The sequence below is a fragment of the Streptomyces sp. NPDC058678 genome (genome assembly GCF_042714835.1).
Lineage (GTDB): Bacteria > Actinomycetota > Actinomycetes > Streptomycetales > Streptomycetaceae > Streptomyces.
The window spans coordinates 1-14,935 of the sequence record NZ_JBHXSG010000075.1; the positions used below are offsets into that span (position 1 = coordinate 1).

The following is a 14,935-nucleotide window of genomic DNA, read 5'->3' on the forward strand; positions in this document are numbered from 1 at the left end:
GCGGGATACCGCGCGGCAAGCCGCGCGGTAGTGACGGCTCCGCTGACGCTCCGCCAAATTCCCGCGCAAGCGCGGGAATTGAATTCCGCAAGCGGAATTCTGAGTGCGTGTCAATTCGCGCAAGCGCGAATTGATGGAATCCCGCAAGCGGGATTCCATGAGCTGGCTACGAAGGGGCAGGGTGCATCATGCGCGGGCCTGTGTAGCGTCTGGGGTTTCCAGCCATCACCCAACCAATAGAGTTGACGGACCATCCGGTTGGAGGGGTGCCGGCCCTCGATGCAGTGACGGGTTCCGCTGCGCTCCACCCGAACCCCTCCCCAACTCTCGAAACGGTCTGATCACGTTCACGAGCGCGTTGTCAGCATACAGGACAACAGGCCGCGATGGGGTGAGAATCAGTCATCTATCATCCTGTGGCGGAAGGTTGATGCAAGAGTGATGCATCACGGTTATGCACTGTGTAGAGTCTGGGAACCAGCAGCACCACCTACGGCCCATTCGCCGATGGGCATCATCCACATGCGCGGAGATTTCAGATGCCTGATCAGAACCACCGGTTGGTTCCGGCTGTCGAGAGATGGACACCTGTACATGAGGCCGTCGAAATGAGCGAATACGAGGCGCTCACCGTCCTGTTGGATGCCGGAGCGGATCCCAACGAGATCTGTTTTGGTCACACGCTGCTTACCCATGCCATCGAGATCGAAGGAGACAGTCATCTTCAGTCGGGTCATCGGTTGAACGCGGCTGCTACCGCGATCCTGCTGACCTACGGGGCTGATCCTCGGTTGCCGGCCCTGAGTGGCGACACGCCCTTGCAGGTCGCGCGCTCCTACGACCATGAACTGGCCGAGCGGCTCCTCCTACGCTGGCTGGCGCGTGGGGAAGAGGCTGGGACCGGCAGGGAAAGCGAGGGGCGGTCGTGAAGCTGCGGGATCACCAGGCCGAGGCCGTTTACGCCATCGTGCGAGGCCTGGACGTGCCTTCGGGCGGTATCCCCGCACAGGGCCTGCGCGGACAGGTCCATGCAGCGTGCGGAACGGGGAAGACCCTCATGGCCGCGGCCGCGGCGCGGCGGATGGTGCCCCGTGGGCGGGTGCTGGTCCTGGTGCCGACGCTGGATCTGCTGGCACAGACGGTGAAGGCGTGGCACGACGCCGGGCACAAGGGGCCGGCCGTTGCCGTCTGCTCGCTCCAGGACGACCCGGAGCTGTGGAGCCTCAAGGTCCGGTCCACCACGAACCCCGTGCAGCTGGCTCTGTGGCACGGTTCCGGGCCCGTGACTATCTACGCCACCTACGCGTCGCTGGGGGTGCTGGCGGAGGCGTTCGAGGGCGTCTACGGCCAGAAGTTGGCCGCGGTGGACCTCGCGGTGGTTGATGAGGCGCACCGGACGTCGGGGTCGATGGGTAAGGCGTGGGCGGACATCCACGACCAGAGCGTCATCCCGGCGTACCGGCGGCTATACCTGACGGCCACGCCGCGGATCTGGGAAGAGCGACTGAACCGCGAGGTTGCGGAAGGGGGGCGGGATCCGCTGCCGCGGGAGATGGCGGCGTCCATGGACGATGAGAAGGTCTTCGGGCCCGTCCTCTACAAGCTCTCGCTCGCATCTGCCGTCTCCCGGGGCTTGTTGGCGCGGTATCAGATCATCGTGCTGGAGCTGAAGGACCCGGTCGTCACCCCGGAGCGGCTGATGGGTGAGGAGCGGCACACGGAAGAGGTGCGGGGGCAGCGTCTTGGGGCCTTGCAGGCCGCGTTGCTGCACACGATGGCGCAGCACGAGCTGCAGACGTGCATCACCTTCCACCACCGTACGATCGAGGCACAGGCGTACGCGGAAGGACTGGAGCGCGTCGCGGCCAAACTGCACGCCGACCAGCCCGAGACCCACCCGAAGCGGATCTGGGCCAACTGGCTGTGCGGCGAGCACGTCCCCGAACGTCGGCGGGAGGTCATTGGCTCGTTCGGGTCGACGGGGCAGCGGGCCGTGCTCTCGAACTGTCGTGTCCTGGGCGAGGGTGTAGATATTCGAAGCGTGGATTCAGTTGCCCTACTGGACCCCAAGGGCGCCCCGCACGACATCGTCCAGGCCATCGGCCGGGCACTCCGGCAAAAGCCCGGACAAGGCAAGCTCGCCTCCCTGATCGTGCCGGTATTCCTCCAGCCCGGAGAGCAGCCCGAGGACATGTTCACCTCCGGCTCCTACCGGCCCCTGGTGAAAGTCCTAGAAGGTCTGCGGGCCCACGATGAAGAGGCCGTGGAACTGCTCGCCATCCCCCAGGAGCCCCAGAAGGGCGTCGCGCAACCGTCGGTGAACATCGGTGTCGCACCAAAAGGCGGCGAAGAAGAATCACGGCTGCTGCTCCGTTTCGCCGCCCCACGCGACCCGGTGATGGTCGCTGACTGGGTCTCCTTCAACGTGATCGACACCGAGCGCCAGGACTGGGCCCGCGGCTGGGCGAAGCTGAAGACGTACGTCGAGCGGGTCGGTAACGCGAGGGTGCCCTACGGACACCGCGAGGGCGCGACACCGCTTGGGCAATGGGTCGCGGAACAACGACGCGCCTACGCAGCCGGGCAGATGACCGGCCAGCGCGCCCGACGGCTCGAACAGCTCGGCATGGTCTGGTCGCCAGCCGATGAACGCTTCCAGGAGAACCTCGAAGCCGCGAAGGCGTTCTACGCGGACCACTGGACCCTCTGCGCTCCGAGGTCCGCCGTGGCCCTGGACAGGCCGGTAGGACAGTGGTTGAGCAACCTGCGCCGTGCAGGCGCGCTGGACGGGCACCCGGAGTGGGAGACCGCGCTCAAGGAGATCGACGAGGACTGGAACCCGGCGTGGCCGGCGGAGTGGCAGCGCCACTACGCCGCGCTGCGCGAGCTGGTCGCCGACGAGGAGGGCCAAGCGGAAGTCCTGCCTGGCTTCACAGTCCACGCCATGGACGTCGGGAAGTGGTTGGCCCGGCAGCGCAAGCCCGAGGTCTGGCAGGCCCTTCACGACGGGCAACGCGAACGCCTGGAGCAGCTCGGCATCAAGCCGCTCGCCCCGGAGCCGGAGGAGCCCGCGAAGCCGTCCACGACGCCCATGGGGGCCTTCGAGCGGGGTGTTGCGGCCCTGGCGCAGTACAAGACCCGGGAGGGATCCATGACGGTCCCACGGGGGCACGTAGAGACGTTGCCGGACGGGACAGAAGTCAAACTCGGAGTGTGGATCATGAACCTGAAGACCCGCCGCGCCAAACTCGGTGACGACAAACTCCAGCAGTTGGCCGACATCGGGCTGGCGTGGGCATCGGAAGGTTAAGGGAGGGGGTAAGTTGGTGGATAAGTTTTGGTTGGGTCTCGAGTAAAGGTGCGGGGCATGCCATCTGAGGAAGAGCTGTTCGCGTCCGTCGACGCTCTATTGAATGAGGAGCCGCACCTGCCGCCTCCGGCGGAGCGGGCTCGGCTGCGTGAGGCTGCCGGCATCACTCAGGCCCGCCTCGCTACCGCGTTGAAGACGACGACCCAGTCGGTGAAGAACTGGGAGAACGGCCGAAGCGAGCCGAAGTCGCCGCGCCTGGATGCCTACCAGCGGCTGCTGAACGGGTGGGCGGCGAAGTATCCGGCCCCCGGTGTCGTCTCGGCTGCCGCGACGGTGGCAGCTGCGTCCGCCGCACCGGCCACGTCCGAGGTGGAGTCGGCAGACGCCCCGGAGCCTGTCGACGTTCCAGGGGCGGGACCGGCGCGTCCCGCCACCCTGGCTGGCCCGGCATCGCGGCGTCCGGCCCCTAAGAAGGCTGCGAAGCCGGCAGCCGATCCGCGGTTCCCGCATGGCCCGCTCGCTGTGCTGGACGGTGACGGCTCCGCGTACGGCACGGGCGGCATCGTGCTCGACTGCCCGGCGACAAGCGTGGTGGAGCTGGTGGAGTGGACGCTCAAGGAATCCGGGCTCGGTGCGCCGCGTCTGCACCGCAACGGCAAAGACAGCGACCCTTTGATCGTGCTCACCGCCGCGGCCGCCGTGACGCTCGGACTGCCCGAGCGCCTGGAGGGCCATGAGCAGCGTCGCTCCCTGCGCCTGCCGGAGGATCACCCCGTGGTCAAGCAGGTGGTGAAGGCGAAATGGCGGCTCACCCAGCGCGGGTTCGGGCCGTGGGCAAGGATCTACCGCAAGGTCCAGGGGCGCGAGCGGCAGTGCGTGCAGCTGGCGATCCTGTCGTGGGACGCCCTCGATGAGCGGTCCTGGCCCGGCGTTGCGCAGATGGAGCCGGCCGACGTCGCCCGCGTCCTCGGCATCTACGCCCAGCGGGTCATCACCCCGCGCGGGTCGACGGCCGTGTCCGGGCTGGAGCTGATGACGGCGCTGCGGCCGCCCACCCGCGCGGTGCAGGACCCGCAGACGGGGAACTGGGTGCCCGGCCACAACCCCGGCTCGCTGGGCACGGAGCCGATGGACCCTGCGCCGCCGGAGGCCACCGCCGAACACCCCGTCGTCGTCGACAGCGGCTGGAGCGGCGGGTTCCTGAACGAGGAGGCGTACCAGTGGGTGCGCGACGTCAGCCTGCTGACGGATGAGGAGTGCACGCTGCCGTACGCGGTCGGCCTGGATCTGAACACCGCCTTCCTCGCCGCCGCGGCGCGCCTGGTCGTCGGCCTGTCCGCGCCCGACCACTGCCACGCCCCGAAGTTCAACCCGAAGATCCCCGGCTCCTGGCTGGTCGATCTGTCCCACGTCGAGGTGGACCCGCGTCTGCCCTCGCCGTTCACGCCGGACGGCACCCGGCCGACGGGTCCGGCCTGGTATCAGACGCACACCGTCGCCTACGCCCAGGAGCTCGGCTGCAACGTCGCTCCGCTGGAGGCGTACCTGCGCCGCGAGACTGGCGCGTACCTGGACCCGTGGCACGACCGGTTGAAGAACGCCTACGTCGACACCCTCGCCGACCTCGGCGTCACCCGGGACCTGGACGATGGCGCCTTCCTCGCCGCGATGGAGCGGCACAAGGACGTCGACCCGGCGATGGCGGCTGTCCTGGCCGCCATCAAGGCCACCGTCAAGGGCGGTATCGGCAAGCTGCGCGAGCGCCCGCAGGGCAAGAAGTACAAGGAGGGCGAGCGGTGGCCGGCCCTCCAGCGGCCGACCTGGCGCCCCGACATCCGCGCCGCCGTCATCTCCAAGGCCCGCATCAACATGCACCGCAAGCTCAACAACATGGCGAAGATGACGGGCCTGTACCCGCTCGCCGTACTCTCCGACTGCGTCGTCTACCCCTCACCGGGCGACTCGCCGCTCGACTTCCTGCCGTACGCCGCGTCCGGCAAGCCGCAGCCCGGCGGGTTCCGCCTCGGACCCACACCCGGCCTGGCCAAACTCGAAGGCGTCCAGTCCATGCTCTGGGCCGTCGACCTCATGGAACAGGGCTACAACCCCGCCCGCCACATCAAGGGCGGCGACGCCGTCCTCGACGAAGGCGAGTAGGCCAGTGCCCGACACCGGCCCCACGCACAACACCTGGTTTCCGCCGGCCGACGCCGGCGGTCAGGACCCCACCGTCGAGAAGGGCTGAGCCGTGGCAGAGATCGAGGACGCCATCGAGCGAGCCGACCGGGAGAGCTTCACCCGACAGCCGCCCAAGACACTCCAGGCGCGCATCAACTTCCTGATGAAGCAGCTCAAGACGACGAAAGCCGTGGCCCAGGAGATCGGGGTCAGCCAGCGGTCGGTGGAGCGCTACCGCAAGGGCGAACGCAAGCACCCGCCCCAGGCCATCGCCGAACGGATCGACGCCGCCGTACGGCAGCGCTGGCAGCCCCAGGTCCGCAAACGCCGCCAGCAACAGGCGGCCACCATGACCGGGATCACGGTGGAGACCAGGGCCCGCTTCGGCTACACCGCACCCATCGGCACCACCGACGACGGACGGTTTCGGCGCCTCACCGTGCACCTCCCCCCGGCCTACGCACAACGCCTCTTCGACGCCCGCAACACCGGAGCCAGCGACCAACAGATGCGCCAGATCATCGCCGAAGGACTCAAAGAGATCTACTTCCAAGACAGCGGAAGCCGCGCCTTGGGACTCTCCGACGTCACCCTCAACGACATCGACTACCTCGACCTCGACTACTGACCTCACACCTGCATGGACGTCAGCACCTGCTTGGGGCGGGCACAGGAGGGCGAAGCGTGATGTGGAGCGCGGAGGATGCGGCCCAGGCGGCCGTCCGGCGGCCAGAGCTCGGGACTGAGCGCCGCGCAGCCCGCGGAAGCAGAGCGGCGGGAGCGGGAGACCCATGAGCAGCTGCGCGCCGTATGCCGAGCGGGCCATACCACCCTTCGCGGTCCCACCGCCTCACCGCCTTCTCGCTCTACAGGAGAGAGCCGGGTGAGATGACGGCGTCCGCGCAGGCCGCCGCCAGGCACACGGCGGGGAGGGGCGCCCGGTCGCCCGGAGCCCCTCCCCGTGAAAAAAGGCAAACAAAAACGCCGAGCGGCGCTCGGCGGCATAACAGAAAAGGCTGTTCCAGTTACTTCGACGTTTCCTCCTTCGTTCGAACCGATACGAAATATCCAGGGTTCACTACAACATGATTCTCGACGACTACAACGGATACATTGACCTGTACCTTTCCTTCATCAGCAGGGGAAGGAATGATAAACGGAAGAATAAAGGGGATGGTTGTTGCCGCGAGGGTCAACCACGCCACTCTCTCCTGTATCCGCCCCGCACGGCCCTCCCTCTCCGCCGCGCTCCGGGAAGAGACGCGAACCTCACCGCCCACCCGTCGGAACCCTCCTTCAACATCATCAGAAAAGGGCAGGTCAGATGCCATTTCGATGGTGCGGCCAGCAGGGTCACTGCCGCCCACAGTCATCACGCTCTCCTGCTTGGTCATGCCGATAACATTCAATTTTCACTCCTAATTTTGGGTATAAAAAATCCCGGGAACGAGCCTTCTGCTCGCCCGGGCAGAGCTATGCCAGGACTAGGGCGCGAGCGCGCCTCAATTTCTTCTCTGTTGCTGCTACCAGTTTAGTGCATCGCCGCCAGAACGACAACATGGCGAGCCGTCGGACGGTTCGCCATCTCGTAGGTGTAACTGTATCGCCGAGGGCAGACCGGCCCTCGCAGAACAGAATGCTACGCATTTTCTCTGTCTCGTCAAGGCCTTTACCCCCAGGGTGCCCGGACATGCCCGGCGGCCCTTTACGCGTCATGATCCCGGACGCCGGCCGAGCCCTGCTGCTCCGGCCCGGGACAGACCTCCTGGGCTCGGGCCGGAGCAGCAGGCCGGCGTCCTCCTTGGGTAGCTCCCGCCCACAGCAGTGCCCTGGAAATCAAGGAGTGCCCGCCGAGGTGCCACGCTGTTTGGGGACCCTGACCACGCGCCGCCGCGGAGTGACGGCTGCGGGCTCGGCGAGGCGCTCCAACCGCAGGAAGTGCACGTTGCGCATGTAGAGCGCTTCCGCCTGGAAGTCGGTCTCGTTCACCGGGCGGCGCTTGGTGGTGACGAGCCCTGCGTGCGCCAGCTCCCGCAGCCCTTTACTGCGGGTGTCCTCGCTCAGCGCGAAGCGGCTCTCCGCCTCCCTGGGGCTGAACCACAGAGCGCGGTCCTCGCCGAGTCCGCCGTTCTCGCACAGCAGGGTGAGGAACATGGCGACCGCGGCGCCGGAGAGAACGGCGATGTGTCCGTGGGTCCAGAAGGTCTGCGGGATCTGGATGTAGCGGTGCAGCAGGGCGCCGAGGTCGCTGGACTCCTTCTCCTTCTTCGCGGCCGCGCCCGGAGCGATCCAGGGCTCTCCGCGACCGGTCTCGTCGAGAACGGTGACGAGGTTCAGCCGGCCGGTGCGGGTCACGTCGATGAAGCGGTGCTCCTCCAGCCACGCCTGCGCGTCGGCGATCCGGCGGGCTCCCGCCTTCTCGGGATCGGGGAGATCGAGCAGCGTGGCCCAGGCGTTGTGCCGGATGGCCAGCTCCCGGGCGGTGTCATCCTTCTGCAGCCACAGATAGCTCAGGTAGAGCTTGAGCCGGACCTGGCCTCCCCGGCCGCCGCGGAGCATGCGGGCCAGAGGCGGCGGCTCTTCAGCGTGGGTGAACCGTTCGACGAAGGTGTACCGGACCTGTGCCCTGCGCCGCCCCAGCCGTGCCGCGCTCTCGGCCATCTTGAGCGAGCGCGCCGAGGGGGCCCTCGTCGCTTCTGACGTCCGTTCCGCTTGCACCGGGTCCTCGCTGTTCATCGAAGTAGGAGAAGTTCATTGAGTACTTTAGTGCCGGTTGCTAGCAACAAACCACCCCTGCGCAAAGGTTGCTAAGGAACGTGGTACTGCCGTCGTCTGCCCGGTACAAAGGTAGGGTTCCCAACGGCCGACCCGCATAAGCCTGTTGCCCTCCTTCGGCGGGTTCCTGTACCGTCGAAGACAAGCAGGCCGAGGACGGATCGCCGGAGGGGTTGTGCCTCCCAATCTCCGCGTGATCGACGGTGTCTGCCGCAGGGTCAACCGGCAGTCGCAGCCCGTCGTCCACTAGGAGATGGTTTCGGGCAGTGACGACGGATCAGGTCTCAGCGGGGTTGTGCCTCCCCGCTCCTGATCACCGGAAAGCACCCGCCCGCCCCGGGGGCCTCGGCCCCCGGGGCACTCTTGTGTGCCCGAACGTCGAGTTCTCGATGACCAGTCTCGTCGAACTACCGCTCAGCATCAACACAATCCGTGACTGACGGTCCGACAGCCCCCGCTCCCCGTCAGCAAGTCCGGCCGACCTCTCGGCCTTCCCCTCACCGAGAACGCCTCGCCGTGCCCGGGTCGGATGAACATCGCCAGCTGGGGGCGGTGCGGCATGCCCCTTCACCGGCCCGTGCCCGGGTGTCGTAGCCGACGGCGGCCGGCGCTGTCACGAAGACACCGAAACCGGCGGGCAGGAGTCGCCGGGTGTGCGAGACCTGACACCAGGGGCCGTAGGGAGGAGCCCCCGCAGGCCGATCAAGGGAGATGGACGTGGGAGAGATCGCGCAGGGGCTGGAGCGCGCGCTGCGCACTCGGCCCGTTCCCCCGGACACCGAGACCCGCTTGCGGTTCCTGCTCGCCGCGTACCAGGGCTCCACCCGGCAGGTGGCCGTCGTACTGGAGGTGTCGCAGCGCACCGTGCAGCGATGGGTGACGAAGAAGCCCGGAGCGCGGCGTTCGCCGGGGCCTGCGCAGATCCAGGTGATCGAGGAGGCGGTCTCGGCCAGGTGGCAACCTCGGGTACGGGCCCGCCGACGGACCCGGGCCGAAGCGGAAGGCTTCGTCCTGCATACCAGGGCGCGGTTCGGATTTGCCGACGCGGCCCGGTCCTCGGATGACCCGCGGGTACGGCGCATCACCCAGCGCCTGTCCGGGGAGGTCGCTCGAGAACTGTTCGCCGCCCGGGACGCCGGCGCGGGCGAGCAGCAGCAGATGGTGATCCTCGCCCGAGCTTTGGGCCATGCCTACTTCCGGGACGGAGGCCGTCGTGCCCACGGCCTCGGGATCGCCTTCACCGACGTGGAGTTCGTCGATTTCTCCATCGGCTGACCACACCCCCGGCTCGCTGTGCCGCGCGGCGCCGTCTTTCCCTTGCCGGCCCTGGGTGTCGGGGTCTGGGCTCAGGGCGAAGGTGGGGTCTGGTGCCGCGTCAGCACCGTGTCGTAGCGCTGTGCTTCCTTGCGTTCGCGCCAATCCCACTGGATACGGCCGGTGCGCTGGCTGGCGGGCGGTTGTGGCGGGCGAAGCCTCGCTGCTTCGGCCAAGCGCAGCAGGTGGGTGCGGTCGTGGGGGCCGGCTAGCAGATGCCGGTCCTGGCCGGGCGCGAGCCGGGCGAAGCACACGGCAGCCTTCAGGAAGGTGCGTGCCCACGGCGGCACGCCGTAGGTGGCGCAGCCGTCGGTGTAGCGGGCACGGTCGTGCAGGGCCAGGCTGGCCGCCGCGTCGTCGTAGTCGCCGGGGCGGGCGGTGGCGAGCTGCTGGAAGGACGCGCCTGTGAATGACGCGGCGGCGAGGGCTGCGGCCAAGCGAGGGTTGGCGGTCACGATGGCCAGGCGTCGGGCGATCTCCCCGGCTGTCTGCTCGGTGAGCGGTGCGGGTGGCGGGCGGTGCCGGAAGACGATCGGCGGCGGCATGCACGGGGCGGTGCAGGGAGCGGGGCTGTCGTAGGAGACGAGGCGGTCCAGCACGGACAGGGTGAGCCACCGGTCTGCCGGCCGGGCGGGTTCATCAACAAGCTGGGGTACGAGTGCGGTCGTTCCGTAGTAGTGGCGGCGGGCGGCCTGGAAGTCGGTGGTGACGGCGTAGTCGGCCGTCTGCAGCGCCTGGTGCAGGGCGGCGGGCAGATGGGGGCGGTGGCAGACCAGGGTCAGGCGGATGCCGGAGAGAGCGCGCAGCTGCAGGAGGCGCATCGTGCGGCGGGTGGTGAGGCGGTGGGCGCGCAGGACGGTCAGCCGGGTGACGGGCAGGGCAGTGATCCAGGCGGTGGCGGCTTCCCAGGCGGGCTGACGGCCGGCGGGGAAACGCCCCGGGAGCAGGGGCGGTTTACCCAGAGCGGCGAGAAGGTCGTGGGCGAGGCCGGTCTCGCTGGTGCTGCCCGGGCCGGGGTGCAGGGTGATCCGCCCGGAGGACGGATGGTGGGCGGCAAGGGCGGTGTGCGTGTGGATCGCATCGTCGCCCGGGTCGAGGACCACGGCGACGGACGGTGGCATGGTGGGCGGCATGGCGGCGTGGTGGTCAGGCGAGGCGGCTGAAGGCCCAGCGCAGTAGTTCCCGGTCGGCCCGGGTCCGGCCGGTGCGGGTCAGGGCGGTGCGGGTGTGGGCGGTCAACTGGGCCCAGGCGCGAAAGTTGCCATGGGCGGCGTGGCTGTCGGCGAAAGCGATGTCGTCGGGGTCGGCGTCGGCCCACACCGGATGGAACAGGGGGATGACCTGCTGGACTTCGTCTGGGGTGAGGCGGGTGAAGTGCTGCCAGATGAAGACCCGGGAGGACAGCATCGGTTCGCGGCGTAGCACGGTGTGGCAGCCCTCGCCGCCGACGAAGACGACCGCGAAGCGGGTGGCGGGCTCGTCCCACAGGTAGCGAAAGTATTCGAACGCCTCTCCGTTGAGCCACTGGGCCTCGTCGACGAGGAAGGTGCGGGGGTGTTCGGCCAGGGCGGTTTTCAGCAGGCGGTCGAACTCGCTGGGATGGCGGGGTGGTTCACCGGGCAGGTCGAGCGCGGTGAACAGCTCGAAGCGCACGGCCCGGGCGGTGGGGCGGGCACGGAAGGTGACCCGTCGGACGTCCTCTGCGGGTTCGAGTTCGTGCAGACAGGTGTTGACCGCGAGCGTCTTGCCGTGGCCGGCGCCGCCGTGGATGCACATCATGGCGCGTGCGGCGACGGTGTCGGTGATGTTCTCCCGCGCGGTGAGCAGGGCCCGGGTGGTGACGACGGCCGCGTCGGGCAGGTCGACGTACTGGTAGGTGGCCGCGGTCATCAGGCGTCTCCTGCGGGTCGAGAGTCGGGCTCCGGCGTAACGTCCCCTGGCGGGTCTGCTGGAGCGGAGGCGGGCGGGGGCGTCGCTGTGCCAGCCGCAAGGGCGGGCGGAGTGCGCCAGTGCGCCGGAGGCGGGGCGGGCGGGATCAGGTCGGGCAGTGCCAGCCGTGCGACGTCGGTGTAGTCGGCGGCGGCGAGTTCACGCTCTACCTGGGCGGCCGTGACGGCTCCCAGCCGCTGGGCGGGCTCCGCACTGGTGGTGGGAGCGAATCGCTGGCGGCGCAGGCGTTCGGCGGCCTTCACGTCGGCGCGCAGGCGCCGGGCGCGCTCCGCACGTGCCTCGCGCAGCGCCTGCAACTGCTCGGGAGTGGCCGCGTCCGCGAGGTGCGCCGGGCCGAGGTGTCGGCCACGGGCGTCGCAGACCTCGATCTCGTGGTCGTGGTGCGGCATGTAGCGCACGCGGACCTGGCGGCCGGCCTGGCCGGTCATCCACGCGGCGGTGTAGGTGCGGCCGCGCCAGCTCACGCCGTGGCTGGTCAGCTTCCGCGGCCGGCCGTCGTCCTCGAGAGTGAAGGACCACAGGTCGGCGGCGGGGATGTCGGTGACAGGGGTCGGATCGGCCTGCCACGCCTCCAGCGGCGTACGGCCCGACAGTGCTTTCGGGCGATGCACAGTGTTCCACCAGTTCGTCCACTCCAGGACCTCCGCGGTGAAGTCCTGGAACGACAGGGCGGACACCGCCACCGCAGTACGTCCGCGCCGCTGCGAGCGGGGCCCGGTGAGCCCGGCGGTGTAGCCGGGCAGGGCGGCGAACAGCATCCGGTCCGCAGCCCGGTTGAGGCTCTCCACCGTGCCTTTCAGATGCGGGCTGTAGGCAGGCAGGTCCTTGACCGTCACGCCCATCGCGCCGAGCGCCGTGGTGACGGCCGCCGACAGGAAATCCTTGCCCCGGTCCACCCTCACCAACTCCGGCACTCCCCCGGCCGGGCCGTAGGGCTCATCCCGCACCACTGCGGCGCGCAAGGCGGCCAGCACCGACGCGCGGGAGGGATGGCCCGGAGTGACAGCGGTGCCGGTAATGACCTTGGTGGCGGTGTCGATGAACCAGGTGATCCACGGGCGCACCAGGTCGCCGTCGGCGTCGACCAGCAGCGGGGCCTGGACGTGGTCGGTCTCCCAGGCGTAGTTGCGCCATGACGGCGGCCGCTTGCCGAACACGTCATGGGCGCGTGCTGCCTCCGCTCCGATGGCGAGACCGGCGCGCTCCCCCGCCGTCAGATCACGGCGCAGCGCCCGCAGGAACGTCGACAGGGACGGGACCGGATCCAGCAGCGGCACCTGCGACAGGGCTGCCCCACCCGGAACAGCCACCGGGCCCGCAGGGACGGGCGCGGAAGCGCCGGACGTCTGCGCGCGTACGCCCCCGGCCTCGGCCGCGGCGCGCTCCACGAGCTGGCGGTGGACTGCGGAGGCGTTGCCGTGCCAGTACGCCAGCAGCACCCGGATCTCCGCGGTGATCTCGAACCGGCCGGTGCGGCGGGCTCCGGGATGCGCAGCCGCCGCCGGACTCCGGGACGCCTCGGCCAGCCACCGCCATACCGTGCGCTCCGACGCCCCCAGGCACTCCCCCGCCAGCCGCACATGCTGCCGCGAAAGACCGCCCCGGGCCCGCAACGCCAGCAGGCGCCGCACCGCAGGCGCCCGCAGCGCAACCAGCGACTGCTTCCCGAGCACACCCGCCGGATCCCCCGGCGGTGGCAGCCACTGCCCTCCCGCGTCAACGCCGTGGCCGCCATGGGTGTCCTGCGGTCCGTTGTCCGTCATCGCGCCGCTTCCCCTCCTCGCCGAACGGGATGAGGTGCTCCGCCGTCGGAACCGGTGTGCCCCGGGCGCGTGAGAGGGGCCGTCATGAGTACGGACCGAGCCGGGCGCAGGCCTGGTCGATCGCGTCCCGATCCACGCCCGCACCGGGGTCGCGGCCCCGGGCTGCACAGACATGCGAGGTGATCTTCGCCCAGGTACGGAAGTTGCCGCGGGCGGTCAGCTCATCCGCCCGCCCCAGGTCGGCCGGATCAGCGTCCTCCCACACCGGGTGAAACAGACCCAGCGTCCGCGGCACATCCTCCGTATCGAGACGGCTGACCTGATGCCAGGTCAGGACCCTGGAACGCAGCGCCGCGGCCCGGGCCAGCGCCCGCTCACTGCCCGCCCCGCACAGCACCAGGGCAGCCGCACAGCCCGGCGAATCCCACAGCTGGCGCAGGTAGTCCAGCACCGGCGGCGACAGACGCTGCGCGTCGTCAAGGAACAGCACACCCGGCTCGGCCAGCGCCTCCGCCAGCGCCTGGTCCGCCGGACCGGCACGGTGGGTCAAGGACCCCGACGGCAGCCCCAGCGCCTCGCACAACGCGGCCCGCACCTGCGGCAGCCCGGGCCTGACCCCCACCACCGCCCGCCACACCGGCACCCGGGCAGGCAGCAGATGCAGAGCCTGCTCGACCGCGACCGTCTTCCCCAACCCCGCATCCCCGTACACGCAGCCGATCCCCCGCGCCCCAACCGTGTGCCCCACCGCCTCCACCACCTGGGCCACCTGCCGCGTGGACACCAGCCGCGCCCCCGGCGCATACAGACGCACCCCACCCGACACCCGGGCCCGCGAAGCGGTCTTCACCGCGCCGGGCCGCTGTTCACCGCCCGTACCGGACGGCAAGGCGTCCGGGCCGTCCACGACCGGCAGGTCGTTCGCACCATCTGTGAAGCCGAGTTCGGCCAGGGCCCGGTCGTACCGGCTCGGCTCCACCCGGCCCGACGCCGTGCGGGCGACCTGAAGCACCCGGCCCGCACGCAGCTCGCCCTTGATCGCACGGTGCAGCGTCGCCAAGGACGGCACGAACTCCGCCTCCCAGCGCTGAAGCACGCCCTCGTCCTGTGCCCGGAGCATCCTGCGGCGCAGCTCGGCGACGTTCCCGCCGACCTGGGTGAGCACCTCCCACAACGGGTCGCCCACCGTGAACCCGCCCTGCCGCGGCCGCGCCTCTACCCGCCCCTCGCGTCCCTCGGCCAGCCACCGCCACACCGTCCGCTCCGACACCCCCGCCAAACCGGCCGCGATCCGCACATGCAACGACGACAGAGAGCCCTCACCCCGGTCCACCGCCAGCAGCCGCCGCACCACCACAGCCCGCTCCACCCGCCCGGCCACCGCCACAACAGCCGGACCCGGCACCGTCTCCCCCACCGGGGTTCCCGAACCCGTCACACAGCCAACCCCACCGCCCCGGCCACCCCCTCCACACGAAGACCGGAAAACCCAACACAGCCGGACCGCGATCTGCTAGCCACACCGTGACAGCCACCCGGTCACCCCATGACAGCAGCCGGCGGACACCTCATCGCCACGCCCGTTCAGGCAGCAGCGCAGGTGCACAGTCGGGCACGATGGGCCGATGGCCGGGGAAAGATTCTT

11 protein-coding genes are annotated in these 14,935 nt (G+C 69.6%); 5 read left to right on the forward strand and 6 right to left on the reverse strand.

Going from position 1 to position 14,935, the window contains the following annotated elements:
* Window positions 1-539: 539 nt before the first annotated feature.
* The 4 genes from ACFWWR_RS41025 to tpg (ACFWWR_RS41040) all read left to right on the forward strand — a co-directional run bounded on the left by ACFWWR_RS41025 (window position 540) and on the right by tpg (ACFWWR_RS41040) (window position 6,116).
* On the forward strand, window positions 540-929 hold the full coding sequence (locus tag ACFWWR_RS41025; protein WP_384309040.1) for an ankyrin repeat domain-containing protein: 390 nt from the start codon (window positions 540-542) through the stop codon (window positions 927-929).
* Complete coding sequence (locus tag ACFWWR_RS41030) at window positions 926-3,310, forward strand: Helicase associated domain protein (protein ID WP_384309043.1); 2,385 nt, start codon at window positions 926-928, stop codon at window positions 3,308-3,310. Before ACFWWR_RS41025 ends, ACFWWR_RS41030 begins: the two co-directional genes overlap by 4 nt.
* Window positions 3,311-3,367: 57 nt before the next feature.
* A complete protein-coding gene (gene tap, locus ACFWWR_RS41035) occupies window positions 3,368-5,467 on the forward strand; it encodes a telomere-associated protein Tap (protein ID WP_384309046.1) in 2,100 nt (699 codons plus the stop codon).
* Window positions 5,468-5,558: 91 nt separating this feature from the next.
* Window positions 5,559-6,116, forward strand: coding sequence for a telomere-protecting terminal protein Tpg (tpg, locus tag ACFWWR_RS41040; RefSeq protein WP_384309048.1), 558 nt, complete (start codon window positions 5,559-5,561; stop codon window positions 6,114-6,116).
* A gap of 397 nt (window positions 6,117-6,513) precedes the next feature.
* Here tpg (ACFWWR_RS41040) and ACFWWR_RS41045 read toward each other — a convergent pair whose 3' ends face one another.
* The gene (locus tag ACFWWR_RS41045; RefSeq protein ID WP_384309051.1) at window positions 6,514-6,882 is read right to left on the reverse strand and encodes a hypothetical protein; all 369 of its coding nucleotides are present in this window, start codon (window positions 6,880-6,882) and stop codon (window positions 6,514-6,516) included.
* 442 nt (window positions 6,883-7,324) lie between these two features.
* On the reverse strand, window positions 7,325-8,224 hold the full coding sequence (locus tag ACFWWR_RS41050; protein ID WP_266555008.1) for a hypothetical protein: 900 nt from the start codon (window positions 8,222-8,224) through the stop codon (window positions 7,325-7,327).
* Between the two features lie 756 nt (window positions 8,225-8,980).
* Between ACFWWR_RS41050 and tpg (ACFWWR_RS41055) the strand changes: the two genes are divergently transcribed.
* Window positions 8,981-9,538 carry a telomere-protecting terminal protein Tpg gene (gene tpg, locus ACFWWR_RS41055; protein WP_384309054.1) on the forward strand — a complete coding sequence of 186 codons (558 nt, stop codon included), beginning with the start codon at window positions 8,981-8,983 and terminating at the stop codon, window positions 9,536-9,538.
* Between the two features lie 71 nt (window positions 9,539-9,609).
* Here the strand turns inward: tpg (ACFWWR_RS41055) and ACFWWR_RS41060 are convergent, their stop codons facing one another.
* The 4 genes from ACFWWR_RS41060 to ACFWWR_RS41075 all read right to left on the reverse strand — a co-directional run bounded on the left by ACFWWR_RS41060 (window position 9,610) and on the right by ACFWWR_RS41075 (window position 14,728).
* On the reverse strand, window positions 9,610-10,710 hold the full coding sequence (locus tag ACFWWR_RS41060; protein ID WP_384309057.1) for a hypothetical protein: 1,101 nt from the start codon (window positions 10,708-10,710) through the stop codon (window positions 9,610-9,612).
* A 13-nt stretch (window positions 10,711-10,723) separates the two neighbouring features.
* A complete protein-coding gene (locus tag ACFWWR_RS41065; RefSeq protein WP_384309059.1) occupies window positions 10,724-11,467 on the reverse strand; it encodes an AAA family ATPase in 744 nt (247 codons plus the stop codon).
* A complete protein-coding gene (locus ACFWWR_RS41070; protein WP_384309062.1) occupies window positions 11,467-13,290 on the reverse strand; it encodes a Mu transposase C-terminal domain-containing protein in 1,824 nt (607 codons plus the stop codon). Before ACFWWR_RS41070 ends, ACFWWR_RS41065 begins: the two co-directional genes overlap by 1 nt.
* Window positions 13,291-13,372: 82 nt before the next feature.
* Window positions 13,373-14,728, reverse strand: a complete 1,356-nt coding sequence (locus ACFWWR_RS41075; RefSeq protein ID WP_384309065.1) for an AAA family ATPase — start codon at window positions 14,726-14,728, stop codon at window positions 13,373-13,375.
* Between the last annotated feature and the right edge of the window lie 207 nt (window positions 14,729-14,935).